Genomic DNA, 26822 nt, shown 5'->3' with positions numbered 1-26822 from the left:
CATTTTGACTCCAAACACTATTCGGCTTCTTGATTTAAATCATTGCTAATGCTTCATTACTTCAGCGAATAATTTAAAACGATGACATGTTGGCGGAGCTGGAACTAAAGAGGTTCACTTTGTATCTTGAGACTGGCAGTAGCACCCTATTCAGGGATCTTATGACTTATGGGGGGCCAGAAAGTAAAAAGCCAGGCCCATTAACCTGGCCTGGCTTTATTTACTTTATAGTTAAAGCTCTGTTAAAGCGCTTCGGCCGCTTCTGCTCTCTCATTTTTTTCTGACGAGATGTCTTGTTTAGCCAGCTCCACTTCCTGCTTATGCACTCTCTTGCCAAACAACCGCTGCACAACAACAAAGAACAGTGGGATAAAGAAGATTCCCAGTAGAGTTCCAACAATCATGCCGCCGAACACACCGGTACCGATTGCCCTTTGGGCACCTGAGCCAGCTCCGGTTGCTATGGCTAAGGGCAACACCCCCAAACCAAAAGCAAGAGATGTCATTAAGATCGGGCGTAACCTGTCCCGTACAGCTCGCATCGTGGCATCTACCAACTCCATACCGTCTTCCAGGTTCTGTTTGGCAAACTCCACAATCAGGATGGCATTTTTACTGGTTAGCCCCACTGTAGTCAGCATCGCGACTTGGAAGTAAATGTCGCGCTCCATGCCCCTTAGGCTATTGGCCAGTACTGCACCCAGGATTCCCAAAGGAGCCATCAATAGTACTGCTGTCGGTACGGTCCAGCTTTCATAGAGAGCAGCCAAACACAAGAACACGATTAAAAGGGACAAGGTATACAGCAATGGGGTTTGTGCTCCAGCAGAGCGCTCTTGATATGAGAGACCACTCCACTCCATACCAATACCTGCGGGTAGCTGCGCCACTAGGCGCTCAACCTCTTCCATTGCCTCACCAGAGCTGACTCCGGGTGCAGCCTGCCCATTAACCTGCATTGATGGAACGCCGTTATAGCGCTCCAAGCGGGGGGAGCCGTACTCCCAGCCAAAGCTGGCAAAGGAAGATAGCGGTACCATATCGCCTTGATCGTTACGCACTGACCACAATTGGAAGTCTTCCGGGACCATTCTAAAAGGAGCATCAGCCTGCATATACACGCGCTTTACTCGTCCGCGATCGATAAAGTCATCAATATAAGAGCCACCCCAAGCCGTACTCAAAGCGCTATTGATATCATCAATAGAAAGACCGAGCGCTGCTGCTTTCGCATTATCAATTTTCACACGAAATTGCGGAGTATCCTCCTGGCCATTGGGGCGAACATTCGCCAGAAGTTCACTTTGTCCGGCCATTCCCAGAAACTGGTTCCTGGCTGCAGTTAATGCCTCATGGCCCAAACTGCCGTTGTCCTGAAGGTAGAAGTTGAAACCACCAGAAGAACCCAACTCAGGGAGTGGCGGAGGTGCAAAAGCGAAAGCCATCGCATCTTTAATTTGCATCAGGGCGCCCATCGCGCGCATGGCGACCGAAACGGTGCTTTGCGTTTCCTCTTCCCGCTGGGACCAATCTTCCATATTGACGAAAACAATACCGGTATTTTGTCCGCTACCGGCAAAACTAAAGCCTTGCACGGAATATACAGACTTAACGGTGCCCTGTTCGTTATCCAGAAATTGGTCTTCCACTTTCTTTATGGAGCCCATAGTACGCTCCTGGGTTGCGCCCACCGGCGCCTGCACCATAGAAAAGAGCACGCCTTGGTCCTCATCCGGCAGGAAAGAGCTCGGTAGACGCAGAAACAGAAAAGCCATTGCGGCGGAGAGCACTGCAAACAACAGCATAAATCGGCCGCTGCGTTTAAGAATACCTTGCACCCCGGTCTGGTAATGCTGACTACCCTTTTCAAAGTTTCGGTTGAACCAACCAAAAAATCCTTTTTCTCCGTGACTCTCACCCTTAGAGATCGGTTTGAGCAAGGTTGCACACAGCGCTGGGGTCAAGATAATCGCCACCAACACTGACAGCGTCATAGCTGCAACAATTGTGGCGGAGAACTGACGATAGATCACACCGGTAGCACCATCCATAAATGCCATAGGTACAAACACTGCCGATAGCACCACGCCAATTCCGATCAGAGCCGCAGTAATCTGCCGCATCGACTTCTTGGTAGCCTCTTTCGGTGATAGCCCTTCCTCCTGCATCACGCGCTCGACATTCTCCACTACTACGATGGCGTCATCTACGAGGAGGCCGATAGCAAGCACCATGGCAAACATGGTGAGCATATTCACCGAAAAGCCCAGCGCAGCCAGTACGGCAAAAGTGCCCATCAACACTACTGGCACTGCAATCGTTGGGATTAAAGTGGCGCGGAAATTCTGGAGGAATAAGTACATCACCAGGAATACCAACACGATCGCCTCAATCAAGGTACTGATAACCCCCTTAATCGAGACCTCGACAAATGGCGTCGTATCAAATGGAACTACCGAAGTGAGGCCACGCGGGAAGTAAACTTCCAGCTCCTTCAGCTTGGACTTTACTGCATCCGCTGTTTCTAAAGCGTTAGCCCCGGTTGCCAAGCTAATAGCGATACCTGAAGCGGGCTGACGGTTATAGCGGGAAATGAACTCATAGCTCTCAGCTCCCAGCTCAACACGGGCAATATCTCCAAGCCGTAGCAGAGAACCGTCCCCATTGGCTCGGACGATAATATCTCTGAACTGCTCAGGGGTTTGCAAGCGTCCCTGAGAAGTAATCGCTGCATTCAACTGCTGTCCCGGGATCGCCGGCGCAGCGCCAAGGCTCCCCACTGTAACTTGAGCATTTTGCGCCCGTACTGCGTCAGCGACATCACTAGGCGCGAGGCCATAAGTGTTGAGCTTATTGGGATCAAGCCAAATCCGCATGGCGTACTTGGAGCCAAACACTCGAACATTACCGACTCCCGGTACTCGACTTATCGGGTCAACGATGGCCGAGTTGATATAGTCTGCAATATCATTGCGATTCATACTGCCGTCTTCAGAAACAAAACCGGCAACCATCATGAAGCCGCCCCGAGACTTACTAACATTCACACCTTGCAGCTGAACTTCCTGGGGTAACAGCGGCATTGCCAGTTGTACTTTGTTTTGTACCTGGACCTGGGCCGTGTCTGGATCAGTTCCATTCTCGAAGGTCAGTGAAATGGAAACGCCGCCATTAGACTGACTGGTGGCAGACATATAAAGGAGGCCATCCAGCCCCTTCATATTGCGCTCAAGAATTTGGGTCACCGAGTCCTCAACCACCTTGGCTGAAGCCCCTGGATAATTTGCTTCAATACTCACTGATGGAGGGGCAATATCCGGGTAGCGCTCTACTGCTAACTTGCCGATGGATAGTACACCTGCCAGTATCGTGATAATTGCCAGCACCCAGGCAAAGATGGGCCGATTGATAAAAAAACTTGCCATAACCCCTACCCTTAAGACCCCTGCTGTGCAGGCGCTTCGCTAGCCTGTTGATCACCTTCAGCCGCCGGCAGCTGCTCATTTTCGCGCTCGCTGGCCTGTACCGGGGCTCCCGGGCGAATTTTCTGCAGCCCGGCAACTACGACCCGGTCCCCGGCCTCGAGTCCATCTTCCACTAGCCAGCGATTGCCAATCGTACGACTAACCCGCACAGATCGCTGGGCAACCACATTTTTCTCATTAACAACCATGGCTGAGGTGTTGCCCTTAGGGTCCCGCGCAATTCCTTGCTGAGGTACCAGAATTGCGTCTTCACGGACACCACTACCGACAATTGCGCGCACATACATGCCCGGCAAAAGCATGGTGTCCGGGTTTGGGACAACTACTCGCAACAATACGCTGCCCGTTGAGGGGTCAACACTGGCTTCGGCAAACTCCAGCTTGCCCTGGTGCTCAAATTTGCTGCCATCTTCTAATAGGATTGTCACAGGTAGATGAGTGGCATCGGCCAATGTGCCCGCTTGAAGCGCTCGGCGGAGGCTAACAAGTTCAGCTGCCGACTGGGTAACCTCAACATAGATCGGATCTAGTTGCTGCACAGTAGCCAAAGTTCCGGCCTGATTGGCCGTTACCAGAGCGCCTTGAGTAACTGTGGATTTGCCAATTCGGCCTGTAATCGGAGAGGTGACCCGCGCATATTCCAACTGGATTTCAGCCCTGTGCAGCTCCGCCTGAGCTGCGGCTACATCGGCTCGGGCCTCCTGAAGATCGGCTTCCGCAGCATCATTTTCCTGCGTGCTAACAGCACCATTACCCACCAGGTTCGCGGTACGCTCGGCTTTGAGGCGAGCGATGTTCATAGCCGCCTTTGCGCCTTGCAAACTTGCCCTGGCACTATCGACGTCAGCACGATAAAGAGCGTCATCTAGCTGGTAAAGTGGCTGATTTGCACTAACTTGGCCACCTTCACGGAACAACTGGCGTTTTATGATGCCATTAACCTGCGGGCGAACCTCAGCCACTTTAAAGGGGGAAGTCCGCCCCGGCAGCTCCCTGGTAAGAGTGACGGATTCCGGCTGAAGTGTGACTACGGTCACTTGGGGGGCCATTCCCGGTGGAGCCGAAGCTTCCTCGTTACACCCCGCCAACAATGCGGAAGCGACCAAAAGGCTGGTGAGAGCTCGGGCTTTTAACATGGTTACCTCTAAAAATGACTGCGCAGACAAAATATTGGCAGTTAGCGGAATTTTTAAGTGACAAGGAAATCTGAGTAAAGTAGCGTGGCATTTTATGAGTACGTAGGAAACAGGATCAACTGTTCATAATCGTGCAATTTTCATCTAACATGCACTTTCACCCAGTATATTCAGGGGTTTGCACATAAAATCCCTTTGCATACTTGCGGTTAAATGCTGCAAAAATGAGCCAGAGTGAAACTAATAATTGATTAAAGAAGCCGCTGTTCCCCATGACCAAACGCAGAGATGAGCAAATTTTAACCACTCGTGAGCGTATATTAAACGCCGCGCTCAATGTGTTTCATGAATATGGAGTGTGTCGCCCTTCCCTTTCCGAGGTCGCAAAGCTGGCTGGAGTTAGTTGCGGTGCTGTTACCGACCACTTTCACAGCAAAACCGGTTTGCTACTCGCTCTGACAGAACGCATGGTACTACCCGGCGAACAACTTTGTCATAACGCCGGCGAGCAACTCAACGCCAATCCTCTCGGTACACTGCGAACCCGCTGGGTGTGGCTGTTTCAGGAAATTGCTTGTAACCCAGAGTGGCAGCAGGTACTTGAGATTATCTTCCATCCCTGTGAAGAAAAGGTTACCGAGAACAATGAAGCCCACTTGCGTATGAAGCAAGGGCGCACCCGCGGGCTTGAGCGAATGGCACAACTAATTGCCCTCGCAGTATCCGAGCGCCAACTGCCCGAAGATCTTGATACAGACCTCGCGATGCAGATGTTACACGGTGGCCTGTTCGGTGTGATTGAAACTTGGCTCTTATCCTCAAGAATTGAAGATATAGGCGAACTCGGAGAACGCTATATCGACTCTCTGATCGATATGATCCGCTTCTCCCCCACCATGCGCTTAAGTTCACGACTGGTCCACACCCTGCACTGACACACCTTTTCTTTATCTACACAGACGGGGCTTATTGCTTTGTAGCATGCCCCGACATAAATATCTTTGCTTCACCAATACCTTCTCACCCCTCACTAGAATCGCTCACACACGTTAGCTTAGCCCTGAGATTATTGATTACCAGTTTTCTCAACTAGCAAAAATAAGTAAATTAAGCTAATTAAGGCTAGTTTTTTTGGCTAGGCGGCAGGCGCTTAATAACGAAACACACATATTCAGTTTCCACAGCAGCCAAAAAGTAGAGCACGGCGCTACCTTTATCAAGCATCAACAGGTTCTCAAACTCTTCATCACAAAATGTTCCCTATATAAATATATTTTGCTTATGGGGGCGTAGAAAAATATTTTCTCAGATAGATAGCCCTTTTCGAGATGGGCTATTCGATAGATATGTCAGTAGCCTATAGTGCGCCACCAATCATGCTGCCGCGAAAACATCCAAAGTAATTTATTTTTCTAAGTGGCCTTATATAGTTTTTAACAAGCGAAAAGATACGAAATTTCACGTAGTGATCGAGAATCCATTCCAAAAGGTCTCGCTTTAAGTTTATTCACTCAGCTAGGTACGGGTGAAAAATGGCCAATAAAGCTAGAACGAACTGTTATATTCGCATTATTCAAATACTCGATACTCCCTATGCTTATGCGCAGAATAAGTATGAAAATTTACAGAAAGGTGCGGACACGTCCCTGTGTCCGCGTGACTGGGTGGCAATCAGGTTAGAAGCTATAAGTCAGCCCCATATAGGCTCGTCGCCCTGAATATGAGGAGCCCCAAACCCTGTTTTCCTCGCCCCAATATCTATCCACCTTCTCTTCGGTAAGATTGATTATGGAGGCGGTCAATGTCAGGTTATCCATCAAACGATAAGACGCATTAATGTCCAACTGATCGTATTCATCAGTGAAAGTGTTCATGCCATTGTGAAAACCATCTGCATAGTCACTGCGATAATTGTAAGAAGCGCGAATGCTAAAGTCGGTATTTTCATAGTAGAGGGACAGGTTGTATTGGTCCTTCGAAGTGCCGGCAATTTCTGTTTTGGATTTGATACCTTCAGAGTCAATCTCAGCTAGCTCCGTATCAGTGAAGGTATAGTTTGCATAGACTCCAAAGCCATTATCAAAGGCATACTGAACAAACAGCTCTACACCTTGCGCGGTAGCATCAGTGCCATTTACCGGCATAGACATAGACACTGTCCGGGTAACACCATCGATATCCCTTGTCACCATGGAACTGCCGTTGATCACAAACGAAGCAATATCCTTTCTGAACAAGGTCAGTCCTGCAGCAGAGGCATCATCGAAATACCACTCCAGACCCAAATCAAACTGATCAGCTTTATAAGGTTCCAATTCAGAGTTGCCTGCATACCCTTGACTGACTGTTGAGCCGGGCAAAGGAGCGTGGATCACTTCAGATCCACCGAGATTATCGTATTCCACTCTCGCTACGACTCTGGCGAGAGCTGCGCGCATAACCAGTTCATCGGAGATATCCCAAGCGATATTAGCACTCGGTAAAATATCAGTATTGCTGCTGTCACGAATATTGGGTTCGTCCTGTAAGACCCCATCAATATTGTCGTAGGTGCTCGCATACTGCTTGGTCTGGACTGCTCGAATGCCAAAATTTCCGCGCAGGACTGCCGAGGCAAAATTCTGCTGTACATAAGCAGCCGTAATTTCCTCACCAACACGGTAAACCTGATTTTTCTCGACGATTACCTTAGGGTCACCATAGGTTGCGTATAGAAACTCTTTTAACTTATCAAACTCCAGGTATGCGAAATTTGGCACATTCACACCGCCAATAATATTATCGAGAGGGCCGTTTGAAAGGATATCGATTGTGTCGGGCACACCATCGGGGTCAGTGTGGAATGAATCACTTGGCCACCAGGGGTAACAAGCTCCATCAACATCACCCCAGTTAATCGTTGGACAGGGAGGATTATCATCATCCCAGGATTGTTTGGTGATGCGGCGGTTTATCTCGTGTTCCCGGTACTTAACCCCAACATCCAGGGAGGTAAGCCAGGCATAATCCATATCGATGGAAACGTCCAGCTGGTAGTAACTCTCCTCGTCCTCGCTGCTGGTCCAATGGGATGAGAACCAGTCATATAAAGGATAAGTATTGGGATCTCCCAGATCTGCACTGGTATCAATTTCAGCAGTACCACTGCTGAGATCCCAGCTCCAATCGGTTGCAGTGCCATAACGGGAATTGACTGATGCAAACAATTTCTCGGAGGGGCCGCCCTCTGCACTGGTATTACCGACTACCAACCGAGCACTATACCCATCTCCCTCGTAACTGATATTGAAATCCAGCGTGTCCGAAACATATTCCGCTCGAGTGTAGTCACCAGCTACCTGTGGAGACTGTAACTCTGCCTGGCCCCGATCGAGCATACCAATACCGAGCAGAGTATCACCATCTTCATCAAACTTGAGACTGCCCGGCGCTATTGCATCCCCGTAGTTCCACTCAGGAAATACGATACGATAATTCTCTGAGTTGCCGCCCAGCTCAAAGCGGAAATAATTGACACCAAATTCCAGCTGTTCTACCGGACGCCATTGGGCACTTAGCTGCATGCCATCCCGGGTCCGATCCTCTTCCAAGACACTACCGACAACGGCTCGCGGCGCATAGAAATCCCGGTATTCATTACCATCGATATCCACCATCGCCCCCCTGGCCTCTACGCCAGCCTGGGGGGACTCATCTCCCTGCCAACCCCAGTTTTCTACCGAGGTGCTAATTACCCGGTTCTGACGATCCTGCTTTGAGTATCCAAACAATACACCAAAGGTTTCCTGATCATTTTTCCATGAGTAAAAACCGGTGTACTGAGGTTCGTACTCCTCAGTAACATCAGCATAAGTACTCTCAACGGATAACATGCCCTCCCCGGAATCCAGGTCCAGTGGCTTGCGGGTGTGTAAAATTACAGTACCACCTATCCCGCCTTCATCCAGTTTTGCTTCTGGACTTTTATACACATCCGCTCGGGAGATCATCGCTGAGGGTAGCAACGCGTAGGAAAATGATCGGGATGGATCATCGCCGGGAGTGGCTATATAGTTTCCATTTAGCTGAGTAAAAGTGAGCTCAGGTGCAGTTCCTCGGATACTTACCTCGGCACCCTCGCCGCCGCTTCGAACGATAGATACTCCTGGAACCCTCTGCAAAGAGTCCGCAACATTCTTATCGGGGAATTTACCCATATCTTCAGCGGTAATTGAGTCTACCACCGCATTGGAAAAACGCTTTACATCGAGATTTTTCTCCATGCTCCGGCGAATACCCAATACTTCTACTTCCTCTAGCACCAGACTCTCTGTATCAGATTCACTGGTGCTTTGGGCATTTGCCATACCAACAACACCGCACAACACTAGAACACTTACAGACGTCCTCAATAGATCTAGCTGGCGATTTGTATTTAAGGGTATATCTCTCATTGCTCAAATTTCTCTTTTATTATTTTTTTCTAGCTTTCCGTTCACCCTAAAAGCCCGGCAAATCATTCGCCGGGCCACCGGAATATGCCCTACTCTTATCGATCCAGTTCTGTCTCGATATTTTTATATGTGCGTATAGCGCTATAGCAAAAAGCGTCTTTAGCTATCCAAGCCAAGTCGCTTGAGGACTTCAGGGGGTGCTCCAGGGAAACTCGCCATTGGTCGGTTACCCACATAACCAATATCCGCCATACCTTCCTCGGTGGTATAGAAAGCGGTGGACACGAGAATTCGAACTTTGTCAAAGAAACGAGCACCAGCCTGGAACTCAGGCTTCGCCGTGCGAGTCCACTTGATATCCTCACAGATGGCTACTTTTTGAGGTTCATTCAGATCGACAAAGGAACCTCCAAATCTGCGCTTGGACTCACCCTCCAGCCAAACAACCCCTCCCCGAATCGTGACAAGATCTGCTTTATTATTGGAATATGGGGCGCTGACATATTCGTTGATGTAGTGATGGGCCCCTACTGAAGAGGCACTCGGAGAAGTTTCATCTGCGGGAATAATGACGTCGCAAATTGCTGCCAATACCGCTAACTCACCCATTTCAAGCTGCATCTCCCAAGGCACAACGGGATTAAGGAGGTCCGGATCTGTCGGCGTGCCCCTGGCCAGGGTCTGCTTCGGGGCGTCCAGGTTCTTTACTGCCGGTTCAGCCGCTGGCACCTCCTCTTTCACTACAACTTTTTGCGCTACTTTCTCAGAACAGCCAATGACTGGAACTGCAGCAGCGGTGGTAGCAATCAAACGCAGGGCGTTGCGCCGACCCAGATTGGTTTTTTCCTCGCTCATATCAGATATTCCTCTTCTTGAACTGGTCCACGATGTAGTCGCAGGTGCGCCAGGCCAGCGCCATAATGGTCAGGGTTGGGTTCTTATCAGCATTGGAGACAAAGGGTGCGCCGTCAGTAAGGAAGAGATTCGGTACTTCCCAGGACTGGCAGTAAGGATTGAGCACGGAATCATTCGGATTTGAGCCCATGCGCGCGGTGCCGACTTCGTGAATAATCGCACCGCCGTTGATAATTGCCTTGGCACCGTCGGTTTGCACGGTAGAGGTGACCTTACCACCCATACCCTCAATGATTTCAGCAAAGGTTTTGTGCATGTGAGCGGCCTGGTTCAATTCCTGGTCACTCCATTTCCAATGGAACTTCAACACCGGGATGCCCCACTGATCTACCTGGTCCTTATCAATTTCACAGTAGCTGTCCTCGTTGGGAATCATTTCCCCGCGACCGTCAAACCACACAAAGGAGCCGTAGTAACGCCGGCAGGCTTCTTTCAAGTCTTTGCCATAAGCACCACTGGTAAAATCACCCATACCGCCGAAGGCACCTGCGCCCGGCATACTGCGACCACCGCCGAATTCAATGTGGTAGCCACGGGCGAAATCCAGGTCACCACGCAATTGTTCCTTGTACAACCACCAGGGCATATACATGTGCATCGCCGATGCGCCGTCCTCGTTGTGGGCAGGCATACTTTCCAAAGCGGGAATCTGCCCGCCGATACCCGCTCCCACTGTATCCATCAGGTATTTCCCTACCGCACCGCTGCCATTGGCGATACCATCGGGGAATAAAGTGCTTTTGGAATTAAGGAGAATGCGCGAAGTTTCAGCCGCACTGGCTGCAACAACCACAGCGCGGGCACTGGCAAATCTTTCCTGACGGGTATCTTTATCAATATAAATAACCCCGTTTGCCTTACCTTTTTTATCAACGGTAACTTCACGCACCATGGCATCAGTAATGATATCCAGGTTGCCCGTCGCTAATGCCGGTGGCAGTAGTACAGTCGTGGACTGGAAATTTGCCTTAATTGAGCAACCGCGCCCACAGGGCGTGGCCCAAAAACAGGCTGCGCGAGATTTCATTGATTCCCGAGTGACGTCCTGAGCCAATTTATTGTCCGGGAATAATTTCTGCGGAATATTTTCGTGATCCAGACGCTCACTGAGAATAGCCAGGTGAGAGGGAATTACAGGGATCCCCAGCCTATCACACGCTTTTTTGGCCAGAAGTTCATAGGCACGGGGCTTCGGGGGTGGCAGCAGCACTCCTTCGGAGGAGTCAGGAGTGTTTTCTAACCCCTCGTTAGTACCATAGACACCTATGAGCATCTCGGTTTTATCGTAGTAGGGAGCGAGATCGTTGTAACTGATCGGCCAATCAAAACCGAGTCCATCCCTTGAGTAGGGTTTAAAATCATACTCACCCATTCGCAGGGAAATACGTCCCCAATGGTTCGTGCGCCCACCCAGCATACGGGCACGCCACCAGTCAAAACGGCGGCCTCTCTCTCTGGAGCCCTGAGTGTAGGGTTCGCCGGGTACCTGCCAACCTCCGTCAACCGTTGCATCATAGAAACCGAACGGCTTTTCCGGTGTGCTCCCCCCACGCAAAGGCGCATCTTTTGGGAGGTTAAACATTGGGGTTTCCTTAACCGGGTCATAGGATCTCCCCGCCTCCAGCAGTAGAACCTTTAGCCCTGCAGTGGCTAGTACATAGGCAGCCATACCGCCGCCAGCACCAGATCCAACAATCAGTGCGTCATACTCTTTCTTCTCGAAGTCATCATTCGGCATCGCCTCTCTCCTACTTCATCAATTATTTTTGTTTTACTCGTTTAATTTTAAATAACTTATAAGATAAATCTGTAACCGGTTACATTTTTTGCCAAAAATTTTTACTTATCCGTTACATTTAATGTCTAACTTATGTTTTTTTAACCAAAAAGATTAATTTTTATGAATATTTTTAACGAACCTAGAAATCTCTAAATACTTTGATCAAAAAATGAGAGTAACCGGTTACATTTTTAACCAAATAATTATTACTTACTCACCATATAGCTCACCCTGTCGCGACAAGCGCAGCAAAAGCTCTTTCGTTGCTTTGATCCCCCAGTCTTCATCGCCGGCGCCTTCATACTCAATGCCGATATACCCCTTGTAACCCGCCTTTTGAATTATCCGCAGCATCCGGGCAAAATCCGTATTGGTCTCATTTCCCCGCTTATCAAATGAAAAACTCTTTGCACTGATTCCGCGGGCAAAGGGCATCAACTGCTCTACTCCCAAGTAGCGGTCGTAGTCACCAAAGTTTCCAAAGTCTGGCAAACTTCCACAGTTCGGCATATCCACTGACTGTAATAATTGGGATAACCAAAGTCCGTTTGAGGAATAGCCACCGTGGTTCTCCACCACAATATTGATGTCAAAATCCAATGCAAACTCTGAGAGAGCCCGCAGCCCATCTCTACAAGCAGAACTAACCTCCTTGCTACTACCCTGTCCGCCAGCATTCACCCTGATAGAGTGGCAACCCAAATATTTGGCCGCTTCAACCCACTGGAAATGATTTTCTACCGCTTGTTGTCTTTCGCCAGCATTTGGGTTACCAAGATCACCTTCTGCATCAACCATAATCAAAAGGCTTTTAACCCCGTGATCTATTGCACGCACTTTCAACGCTGAAAGAAAATTCTGATCCCTGGCCTTATCGGCAAAAAACTGATTGACATACTCTACCGCGTCAATTGCAAATGCCTTTCTTGCCTTAATAGGAAAATCCAATACCTTGAGAGCGCCACTTCGCAATTGCCGATGCAGGGACCATTGGGCCAGGGAAATTTTCACAGGGCCGCCCGGGGTATTGGTAATGATTCGCCCACTATTACCAAACAAGGGGGCGGTAAAAGCAGCTGCAGCCAAGCCGGCACCAACCTGTAGCAAAGTTCTACGCTTCATTCCCGCTCCCCAGCTTGGAGTAGATTGCCAGACAAGTTACCTGGGGAATCTTCTCTAGTGCCATCCTTATCGCTTTGATGCAATGAGCGGCGGAAACCACTAATCGCTCCTCCAAGGTCCTCTCCCAGACGGCGGATCTTGCCACTACCAAATAGTAGAACCGCTAACACAAGAACAATAAGTACCTGCCAAATACCCACGCCTGAAATACCCATGATTTACAGCTCCCGAATTCTGATATTGCGGTACCACACTTTGTCGCCGTGGTCTTGTAAAGCAATAAAGCCACTCTCACTACGGGCAAAATCGGGGTAAGAGGAAAACTTACTGTTGGCAAGACGTGTATCCCAATCTTCAGACCAAAGTTCATAGCTGACAATCATGCTTCCATTCAGCCAATGTTCAACCCGGCCATTCTCCACTCGAATACGCGTTTTATTGAATTCTCCCGCCGGCTTTACCTCATCTTCTCTGGGTGCATACAAGTCGAAGACTGATCCCGCGCTGTGGCTCAGTTTTTCCAGTTCGGGAAAAGCACTGTTATCAAGTACTTGGTATTCCATACCTGACATCCAGACTGGTGCATTGCCACCAGCTACCCGATAAATAATGCCGCTGTTGCCGCCTTCAGATATCTTCCATTCCAGTTCCAGCTCAAAGTCAGAAAACTTATCTGCAGTGACGATATCCCCTGCTCCACCAGCAGTGAGCACCAGGTTGCCATCAACGACCTGCCAGGCCTCTCCTACATGAGAGCCATTGGCACCGGTCCAACCCTGCAACGTTTTACCGTCGAATAAATGCCTCCAGTCCTTATCCGCTTGTATACCGGACTTTTCCGGCATCCGTTCACAACCCCCTAGTGTGACTAGTAGTGCTGCAGAGGCCAGTAAAGACGTGCAAAATTTTGTCTCAGTGAATTTTTTCATCGTTGTTATCTCCACATGAATTGGTGTTTATCTAATCAGTTCGCCGTGATGGTTTTACATCCGTACTTTATTAATCCTGATAGCGGGCAGTACTTCCCCTTGCCACTAAATCAAAGGGCAAAATAGTTCGGCTCGCTTTTAACGGTTTTCCATCAATAATGCGGCGCAAGGTTTCCATCGCATATCTGCCCAGCTTCTCTGCGGGCTGGTCAATTGTTGTCAAGGGTGGGTCCGTAAATTGCGAAAACTCAATATTATCGAAGCCCGCCACCGACACATCCGCAGGCACCTGCAAACCCATTTCCTTCGCTTGATGAACAGCACCAATAGCCATTTCATCATTCATACAAAAAATGGCGGTAGGCGCACTGGCTAAAGAAAGCAGTTTTTTTGCACCCTCCGCACCAGACGGCATAGTGAATTCTCCGTTTACAACCAGGTCAGAATTCAATTCGAGACCGTGCCGTTGCATCTCCTCCTCAAAACCGGCCAGGCGATCACGCACAATCGGACTATTAAGTGGGCCGGTCACTATGCCGATCCGGCGGTGACCCAGCTCGATCAAATGGCGAGCCATGGCTTGCGCCGCGCCAGAATTATCCAGTTCAACAACCGGATAGCGGTCGTCTTCAGCAATGCGCTCACACGCATTTACCATTGGAATCGACGCTGCTAAAGCTGCATCTTTCTCTGCAAATGGATAGCGGCTATCCAGTTGAATAAGCCCATCTGCCTGATTCGTCAGCGCCATTCCCGCATAGAACTGCTCATGAGCTGGTTCGCCCTTGGTATCTCCCAGCAATACGGAGTAACCCTGGTCTTGAGCTGCCTTTTCTATCCCTCGGATAACTTTGGAAAAAAATGGATTGGCGATATTTGGGACCAGAACCATCACCGCAAATGACTTACCGGAACTAAAGTTTCTCGCTAACATATTGGGCCGATAGCCGGCCTCTTCCACTGCTTTCAGCACGCGCTCCCTGGTCCGCGGAGAAACCATTTGCGGGTCTTTCAGGGCTCTGGACACGGTCGCGACGGAAACACCGGAGCGACGTGCAACTTCGCGAATGTTTGACATACTTTTCCGTTACTTTGTTGTTAGTAGTCGACTATTTTCGCACAAATGGAAAACGCCTACTGGTTGCCTACTGCAGTGACACCTTGCACTTTGCTCGCTGCCTGCCTGCGATCCCAAAACCAGATAAACGCAAAAATCGGCAGCAAGATAAGGGGAACCACGGCCAGTGACTGGAATGATTCGATAGAGGCAGTTGCCAACACAGCATCCAGTTCATCGCCCGTTAACTTTTCAAAGGCTTCCAAACCACCGGCAGCCTCAATCTTGGCGTTGTCGAAAATTTCTCCAAGTTTCGGCAGTACGAACTGAATAGACATTCCCCCAGCAAACCCCAGCAACCCCAAAAACAGTGCGCCACCGCGTACAAAACGCTCGGATACCGTAGCGAGCATGGTGGGCCACATATAGCAGACACCGATGCCCCAAACTGTTGCCGCTAAGAATGCAGTTACCGGGGTTCTCGCCATTCCTAAGCAATAGAGGCCAACAGCTGCAAGTAAACTACTGAGCCACAAGAGTCCAATGGGAGAGAGAGTTTTGGCCAGCCGTCCGGCAAAGTGGCGCATTACAAACATCAACATGCTGACATAAACCAGAATGAGAATGCCCTTCATACCGACTACTCGAGAGAGCGTCAGGTCAACCCACTGCCCTGGAGCCAGCTCTGTTGCAGCGGTTAGCCACATACAGATCCATAGCACGATAAACATCGGCTGCCTGAAAACTTCTTTAAACATCTCGCCATAACTGATGCCAGAGGAAACCCGTTCAGTTACCGGGAATTCTGTTCTGGACACAAGCCACGCCATGACCACAGCCGGTAGGGCCAAAACAATCAGGTTCAACTGCCAGGGAAGTTCAAGCGCAGAAATGGCTAACCCAAGTAATCCGCCCACCACAATCCCGGCAGGCCACCAGGCATGTAGTACATTTAGCCGCTGAGTTTTATTTTCAGGATCAACCGCTGCAACCATTGGATTACTGGCGGCCTCCACTGCCCCCCAGCCCAAACCGGTAAGTAACAGCCCCGCAAGAACCAAGTTCTCAACGCCCTCCCCGGGGGTTACCAAGGATGCTGCAATAATAAGCAGGCTGCCCAACACGTAGCCTATTGATGAGAGCATTAACATCCGTTTGATACCGACCAAGTCTACCAATGCGCTGCCAAATAGCAGGGTTAGGGCAAACCCTGTAAAGGTAAATCCAAGCGCTTCTCCAACCATTGCGGTGGAGTTGGCAAGATCAATATGATCATAAATATCCGACTGTAAGTTGCCGGCGATCGAAGCCCTCACAGCAAACCCAAGGCCAATCATAAAGATTGACAGATTTCCCACCAGGAAGACGTTCCTGTGCAAAGCCTTTGTCTGTGTACTCATCTATCCAGTCTCCGCATGATTTATTGTTATTCGTTGTTCACTGGGATTGGCAAAAACTAGTCCAGCCCTAAAATCCTACGATTTCGAGCGCGATCTGTTTCAGCACCGGCAAAATCATCAAAAGCTTTGTCAGCCACGGTTATCAGGTGCTCCCGAATAAATGGCGCACCCTCGCTGGCCCCCTGCTGTTGATCCTTAATGCAACACTCCCATTCCAATACCGCCCAGCGATCGTAACCGTACTGGGTCAGTCGGCTAAAAATCCCACGAAAATCTACCTGACCATCCCCCAGGGAGCGAAAGCGACCGGGGCGGTCAATCCAGGGGGCGTAACCGCCGTATACTCCAGCCCTTCCACTCGGATGAAACTCCGCATCTTTCACATGGAAAGCCTTGATTCGCTCGTGATAGATATCGATAAAGGCCAGGTAATCCATTTGCTGTAAGAGCAAATGGCTCGGGTCATACAAGATGTTGGCTCTAGGGTGATCTTCCACCTCGTAAAGAAACCGCTCGAAGGTCAAGCCATCATGCAGGTCTTCACCAGGGTGCAGCTCATAGCAGACATCGACCCCCGCGCTGTCAAACGCATCCAATATCGGACGCCACAAACGGGCCAGTTCGCGAAAACCTTCTTCAACCAACATCGCTGGGCGCTGGGGCCATGGATAAAAAGTGTGCCAGAGTAAAGCGCCGGAGAAAGTTGCATGGGATTTGAGCTTCAGGTTGGCACTGGCCCGGGCTGCAAGAACTAATTGATTGCTCGCCCACTCTGCACGGGCTTGCAAGTTTCCGCGTACTTCCTCCGGAGAAAAAATATCCAGCATTTCCTTATAGGCCGGGTGAGCTGCGACCAACTGCCCCTGCAAATGCGTAGATAATTCAGAAATCTGTACCCCAGCCTCCTCACAGATTCCCAGTACATCATCACAGTAAGCTTGGCTTTTACTGGCCAGCTCAAGATCGAAAATCCGCTTGTCCCAAGTGGGAACCTGGACGCCTTTGTACCCCAGGTCTGATGCCCAACGAGCCATAGATTCAAGCGAAGCTGGCTGTTCGCTCGATGGGAGAAACTGGGCGAGAAAAATTCCGGGCCCCTGAATTCTGGGTGCCTTCATTTATTGTTATCCTTTTTACTGCTGTACTTATTAATTCTGCAACCAACCCTTTCCAAGCGATTGGTTTGCACCTTTTGAGAAAACTCTTCAAAAGGTAACTGGCCGCAGGCTGACACCGGCACCTCCCTGTGCCGTACTAGCTGCCGGACGCCCACCCTGCCAGAGATACCTAAATTCTGTGAGGTTGGACCTAGCCGCTCACTTCCAATAAGGCGCCAGGGAAACCCATGAGGATTTTGCGCGACTGCTCTCCAGCACACCGCGCACAAATGCCATCGCGCGAACACCTGCATCAATGTTGCCAACGGCAGGACTGTTCTTCAAAACTACCCCCTCGCGGCGGCCTCGGACTTGACCAGCAAAATCGCGATAGATATTGGCGAAGGCCTCTATATAGCCCTCCGGGTGTCCTTGAGGTGTCCGGCAGAAAGACCTGACGTCTCCATCCAGATACTCACAATCCGCACCGGCTTTCCAAATCGCCACAGGCTGCCCCCTGCGCTTTACTTGCAATTGGTTTGGGGCTTCCTGCTCCCAAAACAGCGAACCGTCTTCACAGTAAACACTGATATTCAGGTTGTTCCCCTCTCCTCCACAGACTTGACTGGCTGTAAATGTTCCTCGAGCGCCCTGATCTAATTTAAATAGCGCTGCACCGTCATCATCCAATGCTCTTTCATCAACTACCGCCTGCACGTCTGCGCAGACTTCAGAGATATGCTGGCCAGTAAAAAACTCCACCAGATGATGAGCATGGGTGCCTATATCCGCAAAGCAGCCACTTTCTCCCGAACGTGCAGGATCTGTTCGCCAACTCGCCTGCTTACTTCCCGTGGAATCACCGGCTAGTGCCAGCCACCCCTGCGGATAGGCAACGGTAACTCGCCGAATAGACCCCAACTCTCTCCTACCCAGGATTGCTCTCGCTTGCATAACCAGAGGGTAAGCAGCATAGGTGTGGGTCAAACCATAAAGATGCCCGCTTTGCTCCACTTCCTTTTTAAGCTCAAGTGTTTCTTCCAAAGTGGAAGCGGCTGGCTTGTCGGAGAGGACATGGAATCCCGCTCGCAACGCAGCAATAGAAACGGGTAAATGGAGATGGTTGGGAGTTACTACAGATACAAATTCAACTCGATCATCAGCGCTGCGACGGGATTCCTCTTGGAACATCTGTTGATAGCTTTGGTAAATCCGGTCCGGGTGAAGCCCCAGCTTTTCACCAGTTTTACGACTGCGGTCGGAATCGCTACTAAAGCAGCCGGCGACTAGCTCTATCTCACCGTCGAGAGCTGCAGCCATCCGATGGATTGCACCAATAAAAGCACCCTCTCCACCACCAACCATGCCCATTCTTATTTTTTTAACCAAACCCCATCCCCTCGGGCCACTCAAAGAACCAGCTGAATAAACAGCCTATTTATTTTTATTTCCGTGTTTTGTAAGCGGACGCGCTGTTTCCAGATCGCGGTTTTCGTAGCACTCCACCGTTTGAAACAGAATGTAACCGGTTACATTTCAATTTAAGATACAGAAAAAAAATGTCTTTGCAAGCGAAATACGTTGTTAATATCGCCTTATTGGACTCATAGACTATTGGCTCGACGCCGTAATACTAAGCAAATCACCTGATTGGCAGGCCCATTTTCTGGACAAACTCAGCCCAAGAGTGCCACTTCAGCTCGTCGCTTTGCCATTTATTACAAATAGCTTGATGACCAACTGACTGCGACAGCAAGCTACCTATCGCTTCAGGTTGAGGATGCCGAGGCTTAGCTTTTGAGCGAACCCATTTCCCGGCCTCCTTTGCAGCTTCCACGGCGAGACCCCAGTGATTCGGCCAAACCGCCAAGAAATTGGCTATATCAAAGCTGTGGATGTGGTATGGACGCGGATAGTTTAACTGCACAAGAGCATCCCCATCCGGCCCTGGAGCGTCAGTTTTCCAACCTGCGTAAACACCCCAATGGCAGCCGGCTGCCCAATCCTCAAACCCGGTCATACAATTTGCCAATCTATCCAGGGTATCCCGGATTAACGCCCTCTCTATGGGCGGGGCCACCCTCATGTCAACCACACCAGAGCGAAATCTGGGGTGCTCTGGATTAAGGGTGAGTATCCAAAGTCCCTCTCCACTTTCCAGCGGGTGATATGCCACTACCATGTCCATCAGGAAGGCTGAGATTGGAGGGGTATTAGCCCCCTTAGCCAGCAACATATGTAGGGGCCGAACAACTTGGCTATCCCGCACACCTTGAGCTGGCACTCCAAGACTTTCGAGTATTGCTGCATTGCCCGCCCCGCATGCTGAGAGAACCAGCTGGGGTTTTATTTGGTGGGAACTACCACCGATATCGGCAGAGACCTCAGTCACGCCATCACTATCTTTGTCGAATTTTCGGATACTCCCTTTCACCAACTTCTCGCTAACAGGAGCACTAAAATGACGATAGGCTTCAGCGCCGTCAAACATAAGGTCATCAGCAAATCGAAAGCACTGATGCGATGGCAAGCTAGTTGTTACCAGAGGAGCTGGTATCGGAACCTCTTCCACTGGAATACCCGCCGCAATCCAGTTGGGCTCGACAGTATCTAAAAATTCTCGGGGAAGCGCGGCATAGAAATCTGTTATGTGGCTATCAACACCATCGCTCTCCAGTTGTGTGCGCCAAAACTGTGCGGCCTTTAAGTAAGCCTTTGCCGCACTTGGGTGTGCCGCATTCCAGCCTGAGGAGAAATAACCATGAAAGTGTAACGACTCAGCATCGTCTAACCCCTGGTCTATTGCCATCACAGAAAAATCTGTTGATAGCTCTCGCAACAATGAAATCGCTTGAATTCCGCCCCCTAATACCAGGACGTCTACGTCTACCGTTTTAGCCATGGTCAGCCTCAAACAAATCCTATCTATCACCACTTAGCAAAGGCTGAACTTCTGTCAACTTCTAAGACCTCAGCTCATTCACCTAGGTGACACTTTTTTGAAATTCAGATTAAACACAGAACCTGGTTAATCCGTTCCAGTTATATCCCCGTAAAGAGATTGTCGCTTAGCTATGAAGCTGGCGGCCTAAAAAACTGCGAACACAAGGAGCAAGGAAATGAAGAGCTTATTGAGAGGTATAGGAATTGTACTGTTTGCACTCAGTACCCAGGCCGTTCTGGCAGATGATGAACTGGAAACGGTTCCCTATGTTGATGTGAATCAGTATCTCGGCAAGTGGTATGAGATTGCCCGGCTACCGCAAATTTTCCAGCCAGCTTGTACTGCGGTAACAGCGGACTACGGCCTCAATGATGATGGATCTATCAGCGTTTTCAATTTTTGTCGAATCTTACACCCAAAATATGGGTTCCCGATCAGTGTTCAGGGCACTGGAGTCCCCATTGACGAGACGAACAGCAAACTCGCTATCACCTTCTTTGAGGGTAAAGCTGCCGGCGACTACTGGATACTAGAGCTAGATCCTGGCTATCAGTGGTCACTCGTTGGTGATCCGGACCGCTCCAGCCTCTACCTGTTAAGCCGCACTCCCCAGCTGGATGAAGCTATTACAGACTATCTACTAGACCTGGCAGTTACAAAGCATGGTTATAACATTGACCACATCATCATGACCCGCCAGCTTACTGAGTAAATAAGAAAGCGGGTGTCACACTTCTGGCACCCGCCACTTAACAAACCACATTAACTTTTTATTAATTCTTTATAATCAACAGGTTAGCTCATTATATTAATGTGTTTTCTTATATTTTGTGTGCTTTATGTTCGCCAGAGCATTCCTGTCAGCTAGCAACCCATATCAGTTATAGTTACCACTCCATTTAATAGAGCACCCCATACTTGGCAGCTGCTTTTCCGGCCCTGCCCCAGTCTCTGCGATCAACTTCATTGCATTGACCAGCTCCCTGGTTCGGCCAGCCGGATTTCCCATTCCCGCATCATCGATGCGGCCTCGATATTGGAGCTCTCCATCCTTATTCAGCCCGAAGAAGTCCGGTGTACATACCGCCTGGTAAGCTCTCCCTACGGACTGATCTTCATCAACCAAATAGGGGAAAGTAAACCCATGGTCTCGGGCAAACTTCGCCATATAAGGAGGACTGTCAATTTGGTAATCGCGATAATCGTTTGACATAACGGCCAGAACATTAATGCCCAGCCCTTGTAGCTCTCGCACATCCTCAGCTAGACGATTTGCAATCGCCTGAACATAGGGACAGTGATTGCAGATAAATGCAATCAACAGCCCCTTGCTTCCCAGATGGTCCGACATCCGAAAGCTCTTGCCGTCAGGGTCTTTCAAGGTAAAGTCTGGGGCTTTCCATCCGAAATCACATACTGGAGTATCTAGTAACATTGCCCGATCCTCTCTTGGGTTCTAAATTAGCTTTCTATCTCAAGTACGCCCTTGGCATAGGGAGCGTAAATTTTTGCGACCTCTTGAGCCATCTCATCTGGATAAACAAAAAAATCACCCGTTGTTAGTGCCTTCATAATGCCATCGAATACGATACTCGCTGGAGGGGCTCCCTCTCCCATGCCTGCGGAGTCGGCCATATCCGTCTTGATTGGACCAGCAATAACACTGATAACTTGAGTCCCCTGCTCGACCCAGGCCTCCCTCAAACCCTGAGTTACTGCATAGGCAGCCGCCTTTGAGCCGGAGTAACCAGTAAATGGGAGAAAATTTTTGATGGATGCCAGTGAGTTCATTTGGACAAAGACACCCCCACCATTAGATTTCAAAACAGGGCCAAACGCTTTGGCCAGGTTTATCAGTGGGTAAACATTGCCCTCCATTTGATACTTGAAGCTCTCCACAGCATCATCGTCCAAGGGTGTCGATAGCTTCACTACGCCCGCATTAGAGACAACCAGATTGACATCACCGGCAACCTTTACAGCGTTTTGAATGGTTTCTTCACGTGAAAGATCAAATTCAAAGGGGACGACCCTTTCACCATACTTTTGAACGAGCTGCCTCACCGAGGCTAGGTCGCGAACAGCGGTATACACTTTAACCGCGCCCGCATCCAACAGCCCCTCTGTAATGGCCTTGCCGATACCTCGATTTGCCCCTGTGATTAATGCAGTGATATTGCTAGCTCGAAGAGTCATTTCGTATACCTCAGTTACTTAAGCCGAATAAATTCAAATTTCGATTCGCAACACAGTTGCGGGCTCCGCTACGAATTGTTGATGGCCACCCCATGTCTCCTCAGTGAGGGCTGGATGGCCAATCAAGCCCAGGCCAGAAATCAGGCCACTGCCTCTCCTTCGGGAGTCCACTCATTAACTACAAAGGCACTATCCAGGGCGGTCTCGGCAATGTGATTTGTATAATTGGACATAACTTTTAAAGCGGTACCTAGAACCACTTCCAGTACGCTCTGCTGCGTGTAGCCAGCAGCAAGGAAAGCGCTAACTTGTTCCTCTGTCGGCCAGCCACGGCTTTCATTCACTACCGCAGCAAATGTACGTAATGCCTCAAGCTTTTCATCTGCAATCGGTGTGTTACTACGCAATGCTTCAATTATTTCCGCTTCAACACCGGCCATTTGGGAAATGGATGTGTGAGCAGCCATACAGTAACGACACCCGTTCAGGCGGTTGTTTGTCATTAAGATGATTTGGCGCTCTGTCTCGGAAAGATTGGTTTTATCGAAAATTCCCGCCAAGGTCGTATAACCCTCAAGTAATGCGGGGGCCTCTGACATAGTTGCGAATAGATTGGGCACAAAGCCCATCGATTTCTTAGCGCCTGCAAGAAGAGGCTGAGCAGCAACAGGAGCGGATTCAATCGTGTGAGTCTTGAAAGTAGCCATCATATTTCCTGACTAGATAGTTTCACTTGTTTGTAGCGATCGGTCCAAGCCTGGTTAAAAAATAAGGGGAGACACCCCCGTAAACTGTATGTACCGATTGCTACAAACAATGCTAATGAGTTTGTACCGATCGGTAAAGATGATTTATATAACTATTTGCTATGCATTAATGCCTACGGAGAATGAACAGAAAAAATATGAAGCCCTATCCAATGCAAAATTGACAGGAAGGATCAATGGAGGTCAGGAGAGGGAAATCACAGTGCAACCCTGGCAACCGAGAGGACGGCGCCAAGGCCCTACGAAGAGCTTTCAACGCCAGAAGAAAGATCAGGTCAACGCAGCAAGTCTAATGCCTGTACCTTAATTCTAGAGAGGCTTTCCTTATTAAAAACTCCACGTGCCAACACTCGCAAGCCGACTAACAGAGTCAGTAAACTATTGGCGCAGACTTCCGGGTCTACCCGATCAGATATCACACCTTTCTCTATCCCCAGGCGAACCTGCCTTGCAAAAAATGACTCAGTATCCCGCAAGCCCTTTTTTACAGTATCCCCAATATCGCTATCCAGGTTAGGCATATCGAGTGCGGTATTAACCAAAAAGCAGCCCTTCTTTTCCGGATCTGCAAGGCTTTGTTCAATTAGGGAGTCGAAAAGCTGACTGATAGCGCCGATAGGATCTTCCAACGACTCAAGCCGGGCCATTACGTCGCGCCGCTGCTCTCTCTCATACTTGAGTAAACTCAGGGTAAAAAGCTGCTTCTTACTGCCAAAGGCATTATAAAAGCTCCCTTTAGTCAGCCCAGTAGCTTTGAGCAGGTCGGCCAGAGAAGTCGCTTCAAAGCCTTTTTTCCAAAAGGCTTCCGTCGCTTTATCAACTGCGCTATCGACATCGAAACTTTTCTCCCAAGGCATAAGCACCTTACCTCAAACAAATCTACTGGCCATGTTACCACTGTTTGGACCAAGTGGTAAAAACACGATTCGCAGATACAGATACTGGCACTCGCCCGATATTCGCCTATTGCTCCGAAATCAAAACACCATTTTTGCGGTCACATTGATTATTGGAGCAACACTTCTAGCTGAGGAGCGCTCATTCGAATTAATAAAGTGGCAACTGGTGCAACTTCATGACCCTAAAAGCCTTCAAAGTCATCAAAGTGGTTCTGACCTATTAGTCAAATTGCTTATTTTTAACGCTTTTTTACAGTTGCAGTTACACAATAGTTATGATGACCATACATACTCAAGCCTTCAAAACGAGAAAAAATGCCTCAATTTTACACTCAATAGGAAAGCTATTTTGCTAAATACAGTGTTAAAGAAAAAGATCCATCTCTGATTAGAGGTATTTCATGCCCTTTGGAGCTTTCAGCCTTTATACTTGTCCTAAGCTATAGGTCGCCGAGCCATAAGGGCCGGACGCCTATGAAGTAGGACGTATAAAGAGACTCCCTATGCTTACCAATCGGATCGCCGCTTACTTTTCCGGCTTCTTGGTCATTGGCCTTCTTTCCACAAGTGTTCTGGCAGAGCCAGAGCGAATAGCCCCCGAAGAGGGTCAAGGTGGTACTGCACAAGAGATAGTCAGCAAGCTTGAAATGCTGCACTACAACAAAATCAAAATCGGCGACGAAATGTCCGAGAACTTGTGGAACGAGTATATCGATGCACTCGATCCCACTAAAAGTTACTTCCTCGCCTCTGATATCGATGAGTTCCGCGCGTGGGAAGCAGAGATGGATGACCAGCTTCGCGCTGGTGATGTCACCGCTGGGTTCAGTATCTACAACCGTTTCCGCCTGCGTATGGGCGACCGGCTAGATAACATCCTGTCCCAACTAGAGAAAGGCCTGCCCGCCTATGACTTTTCTCGGGAAGAGACCCTTGAGCTGGATCGGGAGGAAAGCCAGTGGCCCAACTCGATCAGCGCTGCAGATGAGCTTTGGCGTAAGCGCTTAAAGAGCAGCATCCTGAATCTGCGCCTTACCGGTAAAACCGATGAGGAAATCCAAGACCTTCTTGTGCGCCGTTACAAAGGCCAAAAGAAGCGTCTCGAGCAGCAGAAGAGCGACGACGTATTTGAGCTCTATATGAACTCACTGACTCGTCTCTACGATCCACACAGCAACTACCTGTCACCGCGCTCATTGGAAAACTTTAATATGAGCATGTCCCTCTCCTTGGAGGGTATCGGTGCTGTGCTGCAGGCAGACGAGGAATACACCAAAGTTGCTCGCCTGGTACACGGTGGTCCAGCCGATCGCACTGGCAAGATCAAGCCCAACGATAAAATCGTGGGTGTTGGCCAGGATAAAGAAGGCGAAATGGTCGATGTAGTGGGCTGGCGCCTGGATGATGTTGTCGACTTGATTCGCGGCAAGGCCGGTACCTATGTTCGCCTGGAAACCATCCCCACTGGTGGTGACGGCACTCATAAGACTATCTTGATCAAGCGCAGCAAAGTGAAGCTTGAAGATCAGGCGGCCAAGAAGGCAGTGTTTGAGTTCTCTGATGGCAGCAAGAATTACAAGATCGGTGTGATCAACCTGCCGACCTTCTATATCGACTTCGATGCCTATCGCCGCAGAGACCCCAACTATAAGAGCACCACGCGAGACGTTGCCCGTCTGCTGAGTGAACTTAAAGAGGAGAAGGTTGACGGTATTATTCTGGATCTTCGCAACAATGGCGGTGGTTCACTGCAAGAAGCCACCATGCTCACAGACCTGTTTATTGATCAGGGCCCTGTTGTGCAGATCCGCCATGCCAATGAGCAGATTTCCCGCCACAACCGCTCGCGCTCCCGCGCCATGTATCGCGGGCCGCTGATGGTATTGATTAATCGCTTGTCGGCCTCAGCATCCGAGATTTTTGCCGGTGCAATCCAGGATTACAACCGAGGCCTGGTAGTGGGTAACCAATCCTTTGGTAAGGGTACTGTGCAAACTATGGCTCCCCTGAAGGAAGGCCAGTTGAAAATTACCCAGTCCAAGTTCTACCGGGTTTCCGGAGACAGCACACAGCACGCGGGTGTGAAGCCAGACATCGATATGCCACAGTTGATTGATGCCGAAAATGTCGGTGAAAGTGCTTACGATACTGCCCTACCCTGGGACCGTATCCACGCTGTGCCTCATGCGAAGTATTTCAACTTGAAGATGCTGATCCCGAACTTGATTACCAAGCACAACAAGCGCACGGAAACAGATCCAGATTTTGTTTTCCTGCGCGATCAGTTCAAGTTCGACGCCGAGCGGGCTGACAAGAAGTATGTCTCTCTCAACGAATCAACTAGAGAGAATGAGCGCAAGTCCGTTAATCAGCGATTGCTGGATATGGAAAACCGTCGCCGCAAAGCTAAAGGCCTTGAACCCTACGAGAACTTTGAGGCATACGAAGAAAGCGAATCTGAAGAGGTGGCCAACATTGGTGGTCCTGTAGAGATCAAGTTGGAAAAAGATCCAATTTTGAATGAAGCGGGCTATATAATGGCGGACTTTATCGGCCTGGCCGATAAGGCCAGCAAGGCCCCGCCCCAAGTTGCTAACTTCTAAATACTGATAGGCACTGGGCGCGGCGTGCGCCCGGTCCGCGAACTAACTCTTAGGTCGGG

Annotated in this window: 20 protein-coding genes; 3 read left to right on the top strand and 17 right to left on the bottom strand. The window is 49.6% G+C overall.

All coding sequences use genetic code 11. From position 1 onward, the window contains the following. Window positions 1-242: 242 nt before the first annotated feature. Together ACJJI6_RS05095 and ACJJI6_RS05090 are read right to left on the bottom strand one after the other, a co-directional pair. Entirely contained in the window at window positions 243-3425 is a 3183-nt protein-coding gene (locus ACJJI6_RS05095) for an efflux RND transporter permease subunit (protein ID WP_475712684.1), read from the bottom strand. A gap of 11 nt (window positions 3426-3436) precedes the next feature. Further along, on the bottom strand, window positions 3437-4621 hold the full coding sequence (locus tag ACJJI6_RS05090) for an efflux RND transporter periplasmic adaptor subunit (protein WP_475712683.1): 1185 nt from the start codon (window positions 4619-4621) through the stop codon (window positions 3437-3439). 272 nt (window positions 4622-4893) lie between these two features. On the opposite strand from ACJJI6_RS05090, the gene ACJJI6_RS05085 reads away from it, so the two are divergent. Further along, window positions 4894-5556, top strand: a complete 663-nt coding sequence (locus ACJJI6_RS05085; RefSeq protein ID WP_475712682.1) for a TetR family transcriptional regulator — start codon at window positions 4894-4896, stop codon at window positions 5554-5556. 741 nt (window positions 5557-6297) lie between these two features. Here ACJJI6_RS05085 and ACJJI6_RS05080 read toward each other — a convergent pair. The 11 genes from ACJJI6_RS05080 to ACJJI6_RS05030 form a co-directional block, all read right to left on the bottom strand. Next, window positions 6298-8967 (bottom strand): TonB-dependent receptor, encoded by a 2670-nt coding sequence (locus ACJJI6_RS05080; protein WP_475712681.1) that lies wholly within the window; start codon window positions 8965-8967, stop codon window positions 6298-6300. A 246-nt stretch (window positions 8968-9213) separates the two neighbouring features. Next, complete coding sequence (locus tag ACJJI6_RS05075) at window positions 9214-9909, bottom strand: gluconate 2-dehydrogenase subunit 3 family protein (protein ID WP_475712680.1); 696 nt, start codon at window positions 9907-9909, stop codon at window positions 9214-9216. A gap of 1 nt (window position 9910) precedes the next feature. After that, window positions 9911-11707 (bottom strand): GMC oxidoreductase, encoded by a 1797-nt coding sequence (locus ACJJI6_RS05070; RefSeq protein ID WP_444957666.1) that lies wholly within the window; start codon window positions 11705-11707, stop codon window positions 9911-9913. A 252-nt stretch (window positions 11708-11959) separates the two neighbouring features. After that, the gene (locus ACJJI6_RS05065) at window positions 11960-12871 is read right to left on the bottom strand and encodes a sugar phosphate isomerase/epimerase family protein (protein ID WP_475712679.1); all 912 of its coding nucleotides are present in this window, start codon (window positions 12869-12871) and stop codon (window positions 11960-11962) included. Then, the gene (locus ACJJI6_RS05060; protein WP_108733294.1) at window positions 12868-13086 is read right to left on the bottom strand and encodes a twin-arginine translocase TatA/TatE family subunit; all 219 of its coding nucleotides are present in this window, start codon (window positions 13084-13086) and stop codon (window positions 12868-12870) included. The genes ACJJI6_RS05065 and ACJJI6_RS05060 overlap by 4 nt, the downstream gene beginning before the upstream one ends. 3 nt (window positions 13087-13089) lie before the next feature. Next, window positions 13090-13800: a 3-keto-disaccharide hydrolase gene (locus tag ACJJI6_RS05055; RefSeq protein ID WP_475712678.1), complete on the bottom strand. Its 711-nt coding sequence runs from the start codon at window positions 13798-13800 to the stop codon at window positions 13090-13092. A gap of 70 nt (window positions 13801-13870) precedes the next feature. Further along, the gene (locus ACJJI6_RS05050) at window positions 13871-14878 is read right to left on the bottom strand and encodes a LacI family DNA-binding transcriptional regulator (RefSeq protein WP_444897240.1); all 1008 of its coding nucleotides are present in this window, start codon (window positions 14876-14878) and stop codon (window positions 13871-13873) included. Between the two features lie 56 nt (window positions 14879-14934). Then, window positions 14935-16257, bottom strand: coding sequence for an MFS transporter (locus tag ACJJI6_RS05045; protein WP_475712677.1), 1323 nt, complete (start codon window positions 16255-16257; stop codon window positions 14935-14937). 56 nt (window positions 16258-16313) lie between these two features. Further along, complete coding sequence (locus ACJJI6_RS05040; RefSeq protein WP_475712676.1) at window positions 16314-17375, bottom strand: sugar phosphate isomerase/epimerase family protein; 1062 nt, start codon at window positions 17373-17375, stop codon at window positions 16314-16316. Between the two features lie 198 nt (window positions 17376-17573). Beyond that, window positions 17574-18743 (bottom strand): Gfo/Idh/MocA family protein, encoded by a 1170-nt coding sequence (locus tag ACJJI6_RS05035; protein ID WP_475712675.1) that lies wholly within the window; start codon window positions 18741-18743, stop codon window positions 17574-17576. Window positions 18744-18996: 253 nt separating this feature from the next. Next, complete coding sequence (locus ACJJI6_RS05030) at window positions 18997-20256, bottom strand: FAD-binding oxidoreductase/lyase (protein ID WP_475712674.1); 1260 nt, start codon at window positions 20254-20256, stop codon at window positions 18997-18999. A 217-nt stretch (window positions 20257-20473) separates the two neighbouring features. Between ACJJI6_RS05030 and ACJJI6_RS05025 the strand changes: the two genes are divergently transcribed. Beyond that, complete coding sequence (locus ACJJI6_RS05025) at window positions 20474-21010, top strand: lipocalin family protein (protein ID WP_413665728.1); 537 nt, start codon at window positions 20474-20476, stop codon at window positions 21008-21010. A gap of 165 nt (window positions 21011-21175) precedes the next feature. Here ACJJI6_RS05025 and ACJJI6_RS05020 read toward each other — a convergent pair whose 3' ends face one another. The 4 genes from ACJJI6_RS05020 to ACJJI6_RS05005 form a co-directional block, all read right to left on the bottom strand. Next, a complete protein-coding gene (locus tag ACJJI6_RS05020; RefSeq protein ID WP_444933142.1) occupies window positions 21176-21733 on the bottom strand; it encodes a thioredoxin family protein in 558 nt (185 codons plus the stop codon). A 26-nt stretch (window positions 21734-21759) separates the two neighbouring features. Beyond that, a complete protein-coding gene (locus ACJJI6_RS05015; RefSeq protein WP_475712673.1) occupies window positions 21760-22494 on the bottom strand; it encodes an SDR family oxidoreductase in 735 nt (244 codons plus the stop codon). Window positions 22495-22634: 140 nt separating this feature from the next. Continuing rightward, entirely contained in the window at window positions 22635-23201 is a 567-nt protein-coding gene (locus ACJJI6_RS05010; RefSeq protein WP_475712672.1) for a carboxymuconolactone decarboxylase family protein, read from the bottom strand. 335 nt (window positions 23202-23536) lie between these two features. Then, a complete protein-coding gene (locus ACJJI6_RS05005; protein ID WP_475712671.1) occupies window positions 23537-24118 on the bottom strand; it encodes a TetR/AcrR family transcriptional regulator in 582 nt (193 codons plus the stop codon). A 545-nt stretch (window positions 24119-24663) separates the two neighbouring features. On the opposite strand from ACJJI6_RS05005, the gene ACJJI6_RS05000 reads away from it, so the two are divergent. After that, the gene (locus tag ACJJI6_RS05000; protein WP_413665723.1) at window positions 24664-26763 is read left to right on the top strand and encodes a carboxy terminal-processing peptidase; all 2100 of its coding nucleotides are present in this window, start codon (window positions 24664-24666) and stop codon (window positions 26761-26763) included. The last annotated feature ends 59 nt before the right edge of the window (window positions 26764-26822 follow it).

The organism is Microbulbifer maximicatervae (SeqCode) (genome assembly GCF_056232625.1).
Note: the sequence above shows the minus strand (reverse complement) of the source record. Positions and strands in the feature narration are given on the sequence as shown.